Below are 15,065 nucleotides of genomic sequence, written 5' to 3'. Positions count from 1 at the left end.
CCTGATCCCGCAAAATTTGCTTAGGGAATATTTAGGGATCTTTAGCTTGTTTTTATTCCCTAAGTCCAGATTCACCCGTACTGCTTTTGCTTAGGGAATACTTAATTCGTCCTAAAGGCAAAACTATTCCCTAAGCTTCATCGCCACCCCAACTAGCTGAAACTTTGATGTCTACGACTACTGGGATCGGATGCAGAAACTTCCGAGCTGCTGCAACCATGCCGTGATGTAAGAGATAACTGATGTGCTTTGCCTCAGCAACAGGACACTCCAGCAGAATTTCATCATGAATTGTACAAATCAGCTTTGCTCCTGTCTCTGCCAGTACTTTATTGAGTTTCACTAACGCCAATTTCGTGATGTCAGCATTCAATCCCTGGACTGGATGGTTCAGCAACTCCGCTAGTCTAGGTTTATCTGCCCATCTGCGTCGCCTACCTGCCAGGGTTCGGCTTTCCTTCGTTCCCCGGATGTAACTACGCTTGATCGTCTCATGCCACTCTGCCACTCCGGCGTAGGCATCAAAGAAACATTTTCGGAATGCCTTTGCCTGCTCTAAAGACAGAGTGACTCCATACTTTGTCTCAGCATAGCTCTGAAGTTTGGCAGCACCCATGCCGTAAATCAGCCCAAAATTGATGGCTTTGGCAAGCCGTCGATCCTCCTCGCTCACATCAGCGATCGCTTTCCCCGTCACAAGAGCTGCTGTCAGCCGATGCAGATCCTCACCCTTACGATAGGCTCGTTGCATCCGGACATCGCCACTTAATCGAGCAACAATTCGCAGCTCAATTTGCGAATAGTCGGCTCGCACTATTTGATAACCTGGTGCAGCAACAAAACAGGTTCGAGCTGCGGCATCGCGAGGAATGGTTTGCAAAGGTGGATTGCGACAAGAGAACCGACCCGACCTGGCTCCAAGCTGGTAGTACGTTGGGTGAATCCTTCCTGTTACAGGATGGACGTGCTTGGGCAAGCTATCAGCAAAGGTGGCAGTGATTTTGGAGAGGTGCCTGTAATCCAACAACGCTCGGATCACAGGATACTGTTTCGCCAGGGGCACCAGTTCCTTCTGGTTAGTCGAGTTCACTGGAATTCCAGCCGCTTGCAGTGCTGCAAGCACCTGTTGTGGAGAGTTGGGGTTGATTGTATCTGTCATCTCCGGCAGCAAGGACATTTGAGCGTTACCCGCAATTCGGAGTTCCCTGATCTGATGAAGTGCAGCATCGCGATCGCTCTCCAGCTTTGCCCCTAACGTTTGCCAGCGAGAAAGATCTAATAACATGCCATTTAGTTCCATCTGAGCCACCGCAGGCATACAGTGAAACTCAAGTTGGGCAATTTTGAGAAGCTGCGATCGCTCCAGTTTCTTGACCAAGATCGGATACATCTCCAGCAAAACTGCGGCATCCACTGCTGCATACTGTAACTGCTGTGATGTCAGCGGTTTGCTCCAGTCACTCACCTGTTGAGTTTTATCCAGTTCTAGATTCAGGAGCTTTTGAGCAAGGGTTTGCAATGAGAGACCCGTTTTTAACCCTGCCGTCAGCACTCGATAGGCAAGTTGTGTGTCGAAGAAAGGAGCACTGGGCTGGAGTCCTGCTTGAGCAAGGAACTGCCAGTCAAATTTACCATTATGGGTAATTTTGATCGCGGATCTGGAGAGAAATTTGTGGAGCGGGTAGTAATTGCAGGGGGCAATCTGGGGTAAATCGATTAGAATCACTGGCTGATTGGGGACTGCGAGTTGAATTAATCGAATGGTGTGCCTGTGAGGATCTAACCCAGTTGTCTCGCAGTCCAATCCAAGAATCGGAGACTTTTCTAGCGATCGCAGTGCAGTTTCAAGTTCTTGATTTGATGTAATCAAGTGATAAGGAACATCTTTCAAATTAGGGTAAGTTGTGGAAACGGACATGACTGGAAATAGATGGAGGACTATCCTGAAGGGGCGATAGCACCAATCATTCGGGTAGCTGTCATGATTCAAAACAAACTACCCTGCTCTGGTTGATCGATTGTTTGAACTGGGTCAACCGCGTTCGGCTTTGCCGTCTCGCAGAGAATCGCTTCTGCCTTTATCCGATTACGCCGCTTTCCCCATCCCTGTTGAGCTGCGTGTTTCACTACACTTTGGCGAATCGATCTGCTCAAATTATGAAACTCAGTTTTGACAGTCTTGAACTCAATCACATGACCACCAATCAATTCATAAAAATTGTCAGCACCTTCCGGTAGTTTGTTATGCTTCCGCACTACCTCATTACCTGCCCAAATGTAAAGGTCAGAATAGTCGCGGTGCATGGGCGCTTCAAAACTGGCAGGCATCATGTAAGCCAACACTTCAGTCGGCGTGGCGTAGTCTCCAACTTGATCCTGTTCATACTCAGAAATAATGAGGTCAAATCGATCCTGCACACAGGCAATCTTTAACCAAGTTGGAATCACATCACCCCACAAACTTCGATGTAACACTAAGGGTCCCGCTAAATAGCGAACATGATGGATGGAAAACTCTGCCATCTCCAACATGCACGCTAGTAATTCCTTGGGAACATCAAGGGATGCCAAAAGCCGCAACATTTCCAGGGTGCTGGATGAGCAACGGGTATCTTCATTACCAGCATTTTGTTGAAGGGTTCGGACTAACTCTTCAGGAATAAAACTCAGTTGATCCACAGTGCAAGTCTCCTCTAAAGCCGTTCCCCACAAACAGCCAATTGGCTGAAGCACTGTTGTCCACCTGGTTGAGGTGATCACTGCGTCAAACTTTATAGGCTGACAGGCATATCGTTTCGTATGGACGGCTTGCGCGATGAACACCGAACCGACACCAGATTTCAATACGAACCCTGAAAGCAATAGTGGTTATCAAATCGTTGGTCATCAAACCGATGGATATGGCAGCGAACAGTCGATCTCTGGAGCAGGCACAAATCCCTGGCAAACCGACCACTTCAGCGATGGCTACCAGGAGAATATCTTTGAGCAAAACTTTGGTGATACGCCTTACTCAGAATCCGCCACGAACCCCAACCCTCACCTAAAGGGCTATGGCAAGGGTTCTGGTTATCAGCCAAAGACGGAGCGCACTTTTTCTGCACCGGAACTGGAGCTTTAATCCCCTTTAACTCTGCCTGATGTCATGAATACCCCACTGAGAATGCCAGAAGGCTTCAAAAGGCAGCGTGTTCTGGCATGGCTCATTTCGCTGTGCTTGATTGTCATGGGTCTTTGCGGGTTCAACACACCTGCATTTGCTCGTACCATTGACGACGGCAGCCTACCCACGCGAATTCTAGAAGTTGCAGGAAGTCAATCTGGGCTACCTGCAACTCAAGTTTTGTTGCCTGACTGGAACCGAATCTCTTTATCGCAGATGCCGGGTATCAGCCGTGCTGGCTCAATCGATGGTAAACCCTATGTGCAAACGTTGGGGTATGACCTGAGCCGCCGTTGGAATGCTGGCATGACTCCCGATCAATATTTGAAGTTGGGGGACATTTCCCAGGCATTTCAGGCAGAAGTCTTTTCGCCAGGGGCGATCGCTCAACTCACCAATCTCGATTTCAATCAGGTTGCCTTGAGTACGTTTACACTGGCAGCCGATCAAACCTTGAGCCATTTGGCAAAGGTAGTGCCAGGGTTGGCACAGACCAATGTGCGGGCGATCGCCCCTGTCGCTGCGCTTCTAGCTGCCAAAGCTGTCGGCATTAATATCTCTGATCAGACGCTGGCCGAAGTATTGGCACAGCATCCCCAAGTTGGACAGTTACGCTTAAAAGACATTGATCTGTCTGGTTTTCCGATTACCTCCATTCCCAACCTGCAAGCCGTTCAACTCCAACAATTTGAGGGCTGGATGAACAGCTTTGTGAAAGGTATTCCAGGATTGGGTCAGGTGCCATTAGGGTCAATGCCCAACCCGATCGCTGAACTGGGTAGCCTGGTCATGCGAGTTGATCAGGTGTATGGCCCAGCAGAGGCACAGCGAAATAACACTATTTCTGGCTCCGATGTTCAGGGCTTTTCTGTCCCCTGTGCTGAAACGGATTGCGCCTATGTTGAACTGGATGATCTGGAGAACGCCGGACGTAGTGCGCGTGGCAGGCTGGAAGGTAAGCAATGGATTTCAGGAAAATATCAGGAAGTCCAGGGTGGCTGGGGTGTCTTGCGATCGGTAAATGGTGGTCGAGAACCTACAGGGCGCTTGCCCTTTGGTTCTGCTTTCAAAGTTGTGGTGATGGAGCCAGATGAAACCACGGATACCGTAGACACTGCCTTATTCTTCCGTTTCTGCGCCAACGCGCTGGGTTGTACACCCTACTTCATTGGTCCAGTGCCGTTCTTCACCTACAAAGTCAATGCTTTGATGTTTGTGGGCGATTTGAGCGATCAACGAGCTGCTGCGGCATCTCAACCCATCGGAGCTAGCCGAGAACCTGGAAGTAGCCAAACCATTGCTGGCGATCGGGATGGGGAAAATCCTTGTAGTTTAGGTGGCAGTAGTCAACCCGTGTCGGCACGATCCTTGCAAGGGATTGATTTAGATGCGCTGGCGGAATCGATCGCCAGCATCGAAAGTGCTGGAAGCGGAGGCTACCAAGCAGTTGGAGTTCATACGTGCGCGGATGGGGGCAGTAACTGCGGACGGGGGTTAGGTCGCTACCAGTTCATGAGCTACAACCCTTACGCCGTGCAATTAATTGCTGCAAAGCCAGGTGGGCAGGGATTCTTAAATCGCATTGGGCAGGGCTATCAACCCACCGAAGCAGAACTGTTTCAGTTCTTTCCACCCGCCGATCAGGATCGCGCCTTTATGGCAGATCTCGCCAATAAAATTCAGGTAACACGGGGACAGATTGATCCAACGACGGGACAACCCTTCACGGGCGATCGCTTATTAGAACGAGTTGCTCAAAAACATTTTGGTGGCGACTACAGCCGTGTCGATGGTGGCGGTTCCGATGCATTGGGTCGTTTGAGCCTACGAGATTACGGTCGCGCTGCTCTCACCCGTTATCGCAACGGTGGCAACGGCACACTCACTTGCGCTCCCAGTGCAACCCTGACAAGCGCTAATTCCTCTAGAGTCAAAAGCAACGAGGCAACCCAGAACAATGGAACACCAGGACAAGTCACGGGTAGGCTGACCAACCCTGCTCCAGGCTTTCCAGTGACCAGTGAATTTGGTCCTCGCTCCAGTCCTTGTGCTGGTTGTAGCTCGAATCATGCTGGCATTGATATCGGCACACCGATCGGGACACCGGTTCGTGCGGCTGATGGTGGCAGAGTGCTCTACGCAGGTTGGCTTTCGGGCTATGGCAAAACCATGATTGTGGACCATGCCAATGGCAGGATGACGCTCTATGCTCACCTAGATTCAATGGACGTGAGCGCGGGTACCCCGGTGCAGCAGGGACAGGCGATCGCCCGCAGTGGTCAAAGTGGATTGGGCACCGGACCCCACCTCCACTTTGAAGTGTTAGAAGGTGCTACCCCTGGTAATTGGCGCAGTGGCTCTCCCATCAATCCTAGACAACAGGTTCAATTCTAAGGAGGAATCAATGCAACCTCGTCGAAGATTCTCATTTGGCTCCATTAGCAGACGCTTGACCTCACATTTCTGGCGACTAATCGTGGTAGGAATGCTGCTTACTGTTGGGCTGGGATACCTTCCTCTCGACGCTCAAACTACAAGCATTCCAGAAACCGTTAGTCGCTGTATTCCTCAACAAACCCGACAGCCTATTGTCCGGAGTGAGCTAATTGGCTCTAGTCGCTTGCAGGGCAAAGACTATTACCTGCTGGCAACTTACACCGAAAATAACCAACAGCCGACTAATCTGATTGTTGCAGTTACGAATGGACGCTGTGAGGAATTGTTTTTTAACCCAATGGGCGATCGCGTTCCCTTTGCCAGTGTTGTCCCCCAGTCCGTTGCTCAACAATTGACGTTGGCACGATTCCGGCGAGAGATTCAGCGCCTTGGTAAAGATCGCTTCCAGCAACAGGTCAACCAGGGCGCAGCCTCCACCCAAAATCCCACTTGGTTTGCAGAGGAAGTCTGGGCGCTGCGGCAGTTGGGCATTGCTATCCCTGCTAATGTTCAGGTTCAACAGTGAATGCAAGTTGAGAAGGAAACTCGCTATGACAGATTCGGCTTCCAACCTGGCTCCAATTCAGCAAGAACTGAGCGCACCCACCATCCCTGCACCACCTCACTGGTTGTGCCAAGTAGGGTACTGGTTTCGCATTGGCTTTAGTCTTTTTTTGTTGTTATCGGTACTCATTGGTGGAGCAGGTTGTAGCTCTAGTGCAGCAACCGTTCCCTGGCAAAAAGCGACAGCCATAGTCCCAGAAGCTGTTATAGAACAAGTGATTCAAACAAACACAGACATGGATGTGGCACAGGCAAAAGAAACCTTGCTTGCCTGGTCTGTAGATGGCAAAGAAGGCAAATTGACTCTCTTCAATTTCAACACCCCCAATTTATGCGGAGCTTTGGGTTGTCTCTACACTGGCTACTGGTTGAGAGAGAACCAATCCGCAGTAGAGGTGTTTCAAAACTATCTCAACCCTAACCTTCCAACAAATAAACCTCTGATTCAGGTGGGAGAAGATCGGGGTCAGGCTTTGCCCTGTCTAGAAGTGTTGCAGATGGAGGGCGATCGCTTACGGCAATTGAATTATTGTTTCAATGGCGATCGCTACCAGCTTGCAGACAGCCAACTTCTCTCGTCTTGAACTTACGTCCAACATTGCTCCTTCAGCTACAAGCAAAAAATCTGCCATAGCCAATCTGGCTATAACAGAGGTTGATCTAGAACAATCAATAAAGATAAATTGGTTCACTCCTCGTCATCATCTAGGTCATCATCATCGAAATCAAAGTCCTCATCATCTAACTCTGTGCCCGAATCATCCAAGTCATCAAGGAAATCTTCCTCCTCTTCAATTGTTTTGATTTTTCGTAGAGGCTTAGTAGAAGGTTTGGTATTCAAGGCTTTAGCAGTCCCACCATTCTTGTGAGGCGGTAATACCTCTACTTCCACAGCTTCTACCTCTCCTGGCAAGGCGGGTAAGGACTGAGGTTCTGTGAATCCTGCGATCGCATCATGCTGCTGCCAGATCAGCGCCTTTGCTGTAGGAGTGCCCAAATAGAGGAGAGGCAGGGTTTCGATCGTTGGTTTGGTATACGCCACCGTCTTGCAGCAATCATGTTTGTTCTTGCCCTCCCCTTCCTTGACTGCTTTGAATTCCACTTCCAACACGCCCAAACTCCGCCATTTGTCGTTTTTGCCACTGAACGGCACGTTGAAATAGTCAGCAAACGTTTTTTCCAGAGCACGGTAGAACTCCTCACGAACTGATTTAAAGCTCCAAAGCGCAACATTTTTGAACCGAACCACGATCGGCATTGTATGCAGCGGTTGGTTATCTTCATCCAGAAACAGCAGCGCATGTTCTGAACAAACATCCATCGATTTCTTGTCAAGGCTATTGCGGTACTCGTCATAAAGTCCAACCACCGTACCACCCAAATCTTCCACATCCGACTTGTAGCGAATGTATTCCGGCACAAATGCCAGCACGAGCAACCGGGCTTCCGTAATCAAAAGACCCGTGACATCTTCAGTGAAGGTAACGGTCGTAAGGTCATCTGCATCGGGCATGGCAATCCAGCCTGCCTTTTCCAACTGATCGATCGGAATCAAGATTCCGGCTGGCTTATCATTGACCACAATGCCGTAGGGCAACTGCGGTCGGCGCACCTGATTGTAGGCATCGCTGAGCAAGTCTGAATCAACTTCAAACTCTTCTGGCTCCATTCTTTCAGTTCGAGCTGCACGAGAGCCAGTTGCCGTAGTTGATTTTGGTGATTTGGGAGTAGCCGCTTTAGCACCCGTTCTGGTAGTGCTGGTAGAGCTATTTTTGGAGTTCGTTGATTTAACCATTGCAGTGCAGTCAAATGAATTATCCCCGCTCTGAGGCGTTAGCCTGAAAAGTTGCTTGATCAGAAACAATACGATTTGACGGTTGAGCTATTGGATATCCCTACTCCATTCCCTCACCCCCTAATCACCCCCTAAAAAAATGTCCAGACGGTTGAGCCATTGCCTGACCTGCAATCGTTAAAATTCCTGCCAAGGTTTCAGACATTCGCTATGCCTCTTCCCTTGCCCGCATACTTAAATCATTTCTCCGGCAGCAACAGCCCTAAGTCTACTGCCCTAATTCAGGTGTCATCTCATTCCCAACCACTAGCAGCGATCGACTTTGGCAAAATGCTTCGGCAATACAACAATCCTCAAGGTTGGGCGATGCTGGGTGGATTATTGGTTGTGTTAGTGCTGCTCCGCATCAGTGGATCGGGTAAGGGCAAGATTACGACAGGCAAGCTATGCGGCACTGCGGAGAAACTATCTGCAACCAGCTTCTCGCTCAAACAAATTCGAGAACGCAAACACAATAAGGTAACGCTTTGGTCTGGCACCCCCCGTTACTGGGCGAAAGGAGCGTGGCGCGGGATGATGACAACCATCCAAACCACATTGGGAGCATCCCCAACAGTTTGGTTCCCCAGCTCGGAACGGGGCACACTGGTAATTGGTGCTCCTGGTTCTGGAAAGACGTATTCTACAATCGATCGCATGTTAGAAAGCGCAATGCAGCAGGGGTTCCCGATTCTGCTCTACGACAAGAAAGGCGATCAAATGCGCCTTCACGCCCCCCTCGCCGCTCGTTATGGTTATCAGGTCAGAGTCTTTGCACCGGGAGAGTCTTTTAGTGGTGTGATCAATCCCCTGGACTATATGAGAGATGCCAGAGATGGAGTGATGGCGGGGGAAATTGGTAAAGTTATTAATCGCAACGCCAGAGAGGGCGATGGTGGACGGAGTGACGAGTTCTTCACCAAAGCAGGCGATCTACTAGCAAAGGCATTGCTGCAACTAGTTAAGGGTTCCCGTTATCCCGACATGGCAATGCTCTACGCGGTGTTGCGCTTGCCTAACTTAGTACATCGGATTGACTATGCCGTGCAATCCAAACAACTGGATGAATGGGTTGCTACTTCATTTGTGCAGTTTCTTAGCGCGAAAGATGCTGAAAAAACAATCTCCGGCATTCTGACCACCGCCGCAGGCACTTTTTCATCATTCATTCAGGCAGACTTGCTACGAGCCTTTATTGGCAAATCTACAATTCCAACTCGTCTAGAAGGACGAGAGATGGTGGTGTTCAAACTGGATGATGAGCGCCGGAGCGTGGTAGGTCCACTGCTGGCTGCTGCAATTCATTTGATGATTGTGGGAAATCTCAGCACACCTCGTAAAGACCCGCTAATTATTTCTCTAGACGAGCTGCCATCGATCAAACTTGATCGCTTACCACAATGGATTAACGAATACCGTTCCAATGGCGCTTGTTTCATTTTGGGCATCCAAAGTTTAGATCAGCTCTATGATATTTATGGGGATAAGATGGGTGCCGCGATCGCTTCCGCCTGTAGCACCCACGTCTTGTTCAATCCCGGTAATCATAAAACGGCTGAAGATTACTCAAAACGGTACGGGGAAAAAGAAGTGCTGATCAAAAATCGAACGACGGGGCGATCGCTCGGCGGACAAATGAGCCGTTCGATTAGCTGGAGTGAGAATCTGCAAAAAATGCCGGTGATCAGTGCCGATGAAATTCTCAAATTTCCTCAAGGCAAATGCGTGATCACTAGTCCTGGCTATAGCTCAGGCGGACAGGCATCGATTCCTTATCCATTGATTATTCCTGTCCCTAAAGCAGATGAGAAACGCGCAAAGGAGAGTGAGGCATTATGGGAATCGCAAGTGCGAGCAGGCTTGGAGAGCCAAGTAATTATGCCAAACGTAGACGCACTAACTCAAGCCTTGTATGAGCGAATTGAAGAAGCAGAACGAATGTTACCCCTTCCAGATGAAGGAGAGTTATCAGCACCTTCATCTGGAAGGGGTGTTGAAACCGATGCACTTGATCATTTCCCTAAACGAACTTTTACAGCACCAGGATTACAAGAATAATCATTGCTAGCAAAACAAACCCATTAACGATTCTGTCTGCGATCCAAACTGCGAAGTTGCAATTCTTGCCACCAAGTTGTGCTTCTTTCTATCGATCCTTCTAACCGATACAGCCATTGATAAGACTGTTCTTCTGTTTGTACACACCACATTCCTACAATTGTTCCAACTTCCTTTGTTGTTCTAACTTTAACAATTTGGAAGAATGAAAATTCTGGCATTGGAACAGTTGGATTCAACACTGGAATTGCGCGCGTAGGATCATTGGATTGAGGCGATTGTGTTGTCATGACTAATACCTTGCATTCTTTCTAATAGGAAGTGGAGTGAAATACTGTTAACTCCTTACTACAAAGGCACTTCTGGAATTGTGTCCAGGTTCAACAACAATGAGTAATCAGCGTTGTTCTGGAATTGAGAAGTTTGAGGAGTAGTAGGCTGCGTTAGGAGTTGAATTAACCATTGCTGTGTTTGATCTTGTTGCTCTCGATCCCACTGCAATCGAAGTTTTTGAGCCGATCGGGATGGATGAAGTACCAAAACAATCAGGGATAACTTCTCTGGGGGAATGGCATAATGCATAGTCACTGCCCAAAGCTTTACAGCATCTTGCCAAGTCATTTTTTCAGGACGCATTGCCCATTCATATAGCCTTGGTACTCCCTGTCGGAGACCATAATTGATATGGGCTTGAATGAAAATTGAAGTATCACCTGTTGTGAGAGGAGTAATTATTGGTGCATCAACCCACAGTTTCCTACTCCTCTTAAACAGCTCTGGAGCTAATTTTTGGACTTCAGCTACCCAGTGAGCCATTAATGGATAGGCATCCAAAAGAGATTGCACTGGCAACCCTAGGAATAATTGCCTCATCAATAACTGGAAGTTAGCTAGGTCGGTTGAGCTAATTACATACTCAGATTCATGAGTACATGATCTTGAGAGGGGAGTTTGATTCTGGTGGATTTGATGCAAATCAGCAAGAGTTAAAAGTGCCATTGGTGAGACAAGATTAATTGCTCATCAATGCGGCGTTAGTCGCCGTTGCATCCTCTATCTGGGCAATACAGATCCTACAGATGGTTGCTCAACAAGACTGGCTTCTAGCAGCTTTTCCCAGGTGCGATCGTCCAGTTGCCCCATTGCTTGAATGCAAGTTGAAAACTGCTGCCATTTTTCTTGAGCGTGTTGAAACTGTGGATCAAACCCAGTTACTCGGCAGAAAGTTTCATAGCCATTATCCCAATAGAAAGTACCAAGAGCTTTTCTAAGTTGATGAAATTGAGCAGGTTCCATGAGTAAATCGAGATGAAATTAGGACTGCCTGCTTCACCCCGGTAGGGGAGAAAAAAGAACTGCCTGAGTGCAGGCAGCGCAAACCTCATTAGCGACATAGCAGCAAATCGCTAGCCATTTTTCCATTCGGTGCAACAAACTCATTTTGAGCATTTGCATTGAAGATGCCCTTGCCAAAGATCATGTCAACTTCTGCAACTCGAAATGGAGGTGCGATTTTGTTCTTCGCTACTTTAACTTTGACTCGAATGCCGTATTCCTCCATCCCTCGCTTTAACGTTTGAATCCGGCGAGTATCCAGTCGCATTGAAGCATAGTATTTGAGGGCATGACCGCCTGTGGTTGTTTCAGGATTGCCATAAACGACACCGATCTTCAAACGCAATTGATTCAGGAATATTAACGTACATTGACTGTGCAGGCAGTTCATCAAGCGTCGAAGCGCTTTGCTCATCAACCAGGCAATGGAAGTCGTTGGAAAATCGCCCATATCCGTTTGGAGTTCTGCCTCTGTCACCAATGCAGCTACAGAATCTACTACAATCAGATCAACACTCTTGGAACGTACCAGTTGTTCAACCAGTTCCATTGCCATTTCCCCGCTATCAGGCTGGCTGACCAACACCTGATCAATATCCACTCCAATCGCAGATGCGTAGTGTGGGTCAAGAGCATGTTCCATATCGACAAAAGCAGCAGTGCCTCCTAACTTTTGCATTTGGGCGATCGCCTGTAATGCTAGCGTGGTCTTACCGCTACTCTCTGGTCCGTAGATCTCAATAATGCGTCCTCTAGGGTATCCTCCTCCTAATGCCAAATCTAGTTCAGTTGAGCCACTAGAGAAGGTTTCCACCTTCATGTGACTAGCGTCTCCCAACCGCATGATAGAACCATCTCCCAATTCTCGATTAATCGCTGCTAGAGTTCGTTCGAGGTTTGATTGCTTAGCTGCCAATTTGTTAGCCATCGCTCTAAAAAATGAACAACCGATCCCCATTGCTGAAGATCGGTTAAATGTGCAGCGATAGCTGAGTGTTATTCAGGCGTTATTTCTACTTCGGTTTGTACGCTAGGTGGGGCAATGGCATCCAACAACACCAATCCCATTTGTTTCAATAAAGCGGTATTGCCATCAGGACAGCCATGCTGAATCAAACACTTGGCACAACCCGCATCACAATCACAACCACGAGCGATCGCAGCAGCAGCACTCGCAAGTTCAGTCATGTGCTTGAACACAGCTTCAGAGGCTCCATTGCCTCCATCGCTGGTGTCATAGAAATAACCTGCATAGTGGTTGCTATCTCCCGGCTCCTTAACTATTGAAAAGTTCACCTCTCTGGGGTCAACTCTGGCAAACAGTTGCAGCGATCGTAGAATCTGATGCCCAAAGGTATGGATTGCGATCAGAGTACTGGGATGTTCCCATAATTGTTGATACCCTGGCGGAATCGGCTGTCCACTACGAGATAGGCTGGTTCTGGCTTCTCTAGCAAAGGTTTGGAGATAGTCTCGTGCTGTTGCGTCGATCGCAACTTTAACGATTGGAGCCGAAAACTGAGTCCGGTAAGGCTGCTCAAAATTCTCTTCAGATAACGTCTTGACGATCAATGCTTTGCGAGTTGGTTTGCTACAGATGGAACAGCGTCGCTCTTGTGGTAGCGGCTCTTTGTAATTCAAACAACGGCGATTCAAACAAGTCTGCTCGTACAGTTGGGTCAACACACTGTAACCGCTGGTGATGTGACTCACTTGTCCATAACTCAGTTCAAGCATCAAGCAAGCTTTATTTCCACTACTTTCCATCTCTTCAGAAAATTTCAGCGGCAGTAACACCGGATCAGTTAACACCTTCAAACTGCTGGTTTCAGATTGCGTGACTGCGACAGTAAAAAGTGGACTCTCAACAATGGGTTTTAAGATTGCTCGCTTGCTGTGTAGATCCAGTGAGATGCATTGATAGGTGAGCATCTTGCCATCACCATCTTGCCGTTTATAGATTGCTTGAGGATGCACTTCCCGATAGGCAATATCCTCGGAAACTTCCTCCATCTCCTCACTAGATTCCGCATCCACTAACTTGATCGTGGTTTGAGACACTCCTCCGCGAAAGTTAATATCTCTGTGTGGATACCCCCTTGCCCACAAACCATTGCGACCTTTATTCAGGTGTCCTTGAGCCATCAGGAGTTTTACAACCTCGATCGCAGAATTCCCAAAGTAGTATTTGATCTTGTGGGTGGGAATACCCGTTTCTGCTGCGGCACAAAGCAGATGTTTAGCTGCAAAGATGGGATATTCGTCATTGAAGAAAACATCTTCAGCTTCACCAGTAGTCAACATTTCTGGATGCTCTATGATGTAGCGATCGATAGGATTCAGAGCATTAGGAATCAACACTGTCAATCCGGACTTAGAACGCCCTGCTCGACCACTCCGCTGCTGATATGCCATCTTGGAGCCGGGCCATCCCCGCAGAACACAGCATTCCAATTCAGGTAAATCAATACCAGCTTCTAAGGCTTCCGTCGCAACGATCCATTTGACGATACCGGACTGGAGTTGCTGAACCATCTCCGCCCGACGCTCTGAGCTGATACCGCCATAAAAAGCAGCGATCTGAGGTGACTTCAATAATCCTGTCAAATCTCTGGCACTCCGGCGCGAGTTGCAAAAGGCAATCCCGCTCTTTCCTTGAGCTAACAGAAATTGAATGATACGAGCTGTATCAGCAGTCAGGTTATGGCTGGGTTGAGTGACAACTACTTGGCGATCGGGTGCCGCAGCTCCACTCTTATGAATCCAGACAAGAGGCTTTGGGTTCCGTTTGGTTGACTTCAGCCCTGACAACTTTCGAGCAAGCTGTTTAGGATTGCCACAGGTGGCACTTAGAAGGATAAATTGCAAGTCTTTAGAGCAACCCCCATAGTGATCCACGGCTAGCCGCAGGCGACGAATCAGCCACGCCATATTTGCACCATAGCTACCCGAAAATGTGTGTGCTTCATCGATCAACACATAGCGCAGATGTTGGTAGAAGTTCGCCCAGCGCTCTGATTTCCAGGCTTGCTTGAGTTGAAAATGGATCAGTTCTGGAGTGACTCCCAGAATGTGTGGATCGGATGCAAGAATTTGCTCTCGCTCATCGGTCTTCACATCTCCTGTCATCATTGCTAAGCCAGGGCGGGAAGCAACAGGCATTGCAGAAAGCAATTCCGAAATTTTATGAAATTGATCTAATGCCAGTGCGCGGAGTCCATAAAACGCCAATGCTCGATGCCCTTGTCTCATGCAACCTTCCAAGATGCCAGGGTAGGTACTGAGTGTTTTTCCACTGGCAGTCGGAGAGGTGAGAATGAGACTTTTATCTAAACGGATGACTTGCAATGCTTTGAGTTGATGGGAGTAGAAATGATAAATTCCTTGAGCATGAAGGGCTTCAATCAACTCAGAGGGTAGATCAGCCGGAATGTCCTTTAAATCTGGCTCTTTGGTGGGAATGGTTTGCTGCCAAAGCAAGTCTTCCCCAAGAAATTCAATGATGTCAGTCGGTTCAAAAGGATGATTGTCAGTGGAATCTGGATGTTCCTCAATAGAGATTGTCGGGGGTGTCCAAAAGCTCTGAAGCAGGGCACCATAGTTTGGTGTAGTTGTCATGGTCGTTGTCTTCGCTCACTGCCCAAAAACATCCCCTGTAGGGGAAGGGCAGAAGCC

General features: G+C 48.4%; 12 protein-coding genes and 1 pseudogene. 5 read left to right on the top strand and 8 right to left on the bottom strand.

The window, feature by feature from the left end; genetic code table 11:
• Positions 1–130 precede the first annotated feature (130 nt).
• Positions 131–1,918, bottom strand: coding sequence for a bifunctional 3'-5' exonuclease/DNA polymerase (locus tag ACR6Z4_RS14685; protein ID WP_479718040.1), 1,788 nt, complete (start codon positions 1,916–1,918; stop codon positions 131–133).
• A gap of 68 nt (positions 1,919–1,986) precedes the next feature.
• Positions 1,987–2,733 carry a hypothetical protein gene (locus ACR6Z4_RS14680; RefSeq protein WP_479718039.1) on the bottom strand — a complete coding sequence of 249 codons (747 nt, stop codon included), beginning with the start codon at positions 2,731–2,733 and terminating at the stop codon, positions 1,987–1,989.
• Positions 2,734–2,815: 82 nt separating this feature from the next.
• Between ACR6Z4_RS14680 and ACR6Z4_RS14675 the strand changes: the two genes are divergently transcribed.
• Genes ACR6Z4_RS14675 through ACR6Z4_RS14660 form a run of 4 tightly spaced genes read left to right on the top strand, consistent with a single transcriptional unit; the run spans position 2,816 to position 6,747 of the window.
• Positions 2,816–3,121: a hypothetical protein gene (locus ACR6Z4_RS14675; RefSeq protein ID WP_479718038.1), complete on the top strand. Its 306-nt coding sequence runs from the start codon at positions 2,816–2,818 to the stop codon at positions 3,119–3,121.
• Between the two features lie 24 nt (positions 3,122–3,145).
• Complete coding sequence (locus ACR6Z4_RS14670; RefSeq protein ID WP_479718037.1) at positions 3,146–5,557, top strand: M23 family metallopeptidase; 2,412 nt, start codon at positions 3,146–3,148, stop codon at positions 5,555–5,557.
• Positions 5,558–5,567: 10 nt separating this feature from the next.
• The gene (locus tag ACR6Z4_RS14665; RefSeq protein ID WP_479718036.1) at positions 5,568–6,125 is read left to right on the top strand and encodes a hypothetical protein; all 558 of its coding nucleotides are present in this window, start codon (positions 5,568–5,570) and stop codon (positions 6,123–6,125) included.
• Positions 6,126–6,150: 25 nt separating this feature from the next.
• The gene (locus ACR6Z4_RS14660) at positions 6,151–6,747 is read left to right on the top strand and encodes a hypothetical protein (protein WP_479718035.1); all 597 of its coding nucleotides are present in this window, start codon (positions 6,151–6,153) and stop codon (positions 6,745–6,747) included.
• A 104-nt stretch (positions 6,748–6,851) separates the two neighbouring features.
• Here ACR6Z4_RS14660 and ACR6Z4_RS14655 read toward each other — a convergent pair whose 3' ends face one another.
• Entirely contained in the window at positions 6,852–7,958 is a 1,107-nt protein-coding gene (locus tag ACR6Z4_RS14655) for a DUF5895 domain-containing protein (RefSeq protein ID WP_479718034.1), read from the bottom strand.
• A 210-nt stretch (positions 7,959–8,168) separates the two neighbouring features.
• On the opposite strand from ACR6Z4_RS14655, the gene ACR6Z4_RS14650 reads away from it, so the two are divergent.
• Positions 8,169–10,055 carry a type IV secretory system conjugative DNA transfer family protein gene (locus ACR6Z4_RS14650; RefSeq protein WP_479718033.1) on the top strand — a complete coding sequence of 629 codons (1,887 nt, stop codon included), beginning with the start codon at positions 8,169–8,171 and terminating at the stop codon, positions 10,053–10,055.
• A 23-nt stretch (positions 10,056–10,078) separates the two neighbouring features.
• On the opposite strand, the gene ACR6Z4_RS14645 is transcribed toward ACR6Z4_RS14650, so the two are convergent.
• From ACR6Z4_RS14645 to ACR6Z4_RS14625, 5 genes and pseudogenes are all read right to left on the bottom strand, one after another.
• The gene (locus ACR6Z4_RS14645; protein WP_479718032.1) at positions 10,079–10,345 is read right to left on the bottom strand and encodes a hypothetical protein; all 267 of its coding nucleotides are present in this window, start codon (positions 10,343–10,345) and stop codon (positions 10,079–10,081) included.
• Positions 10,346–10,403: 58 nt separating this feature from the next.
• The gene (locus ACR6Z4_RS14640) at positions 10,404–11,054 is read right to left on the bottom strand and encodes a hypothetical protein (protein WP_479718031.1); all 651 of its coding nucleotides are present in this window, start codon (positions 11,052–11,054) and stop codon (positions 10,404–10,406) included.
• Between the two features lie 54 nt (positions 11,055–11,108).
• The gene (locus ACR6Z4_RS14635) at positions 11,109–11,351 is read right to left on the bottom strand and encodes a hypothetical protein (protein WP_479718030.1); all 243 of its coding nucleotides are present in this window, start codon (positions 11,349–11,351) and stop codon (positions 11,109–11,111) included.
• Positions 11,352–11,514: 163 nt separating this feature from the next.
• Positions 11,515–12,318, bottom strand: a pseudogene (gene recA / locus ACR6Z4_RS14630) (recombinase RecA); the annotation flags it as partial.
• Positions 12,319–12,386: 68 nt separating this feature from the next.
• Complete coding sequence (locus ACR6Z4_RS14625) at positions 12,387–15,008, bottom strand: DEAD/DEAH box helicase (protein ID WP_479718029.1); 2,622 nt, start codon at positions 15,006–15,008, stop codon at positions 12,387–12,389.
• Positions 15,009–15,065 lie beyond the last annotated feature (57 nt).

The organism is Calyptranema fuscum S582 (assembly GCF_055793305.1).
Note: the sequence above shows the minus strand (reverse complement) of the source record. Positions and strands in the feature narration are given on the sequence as shown.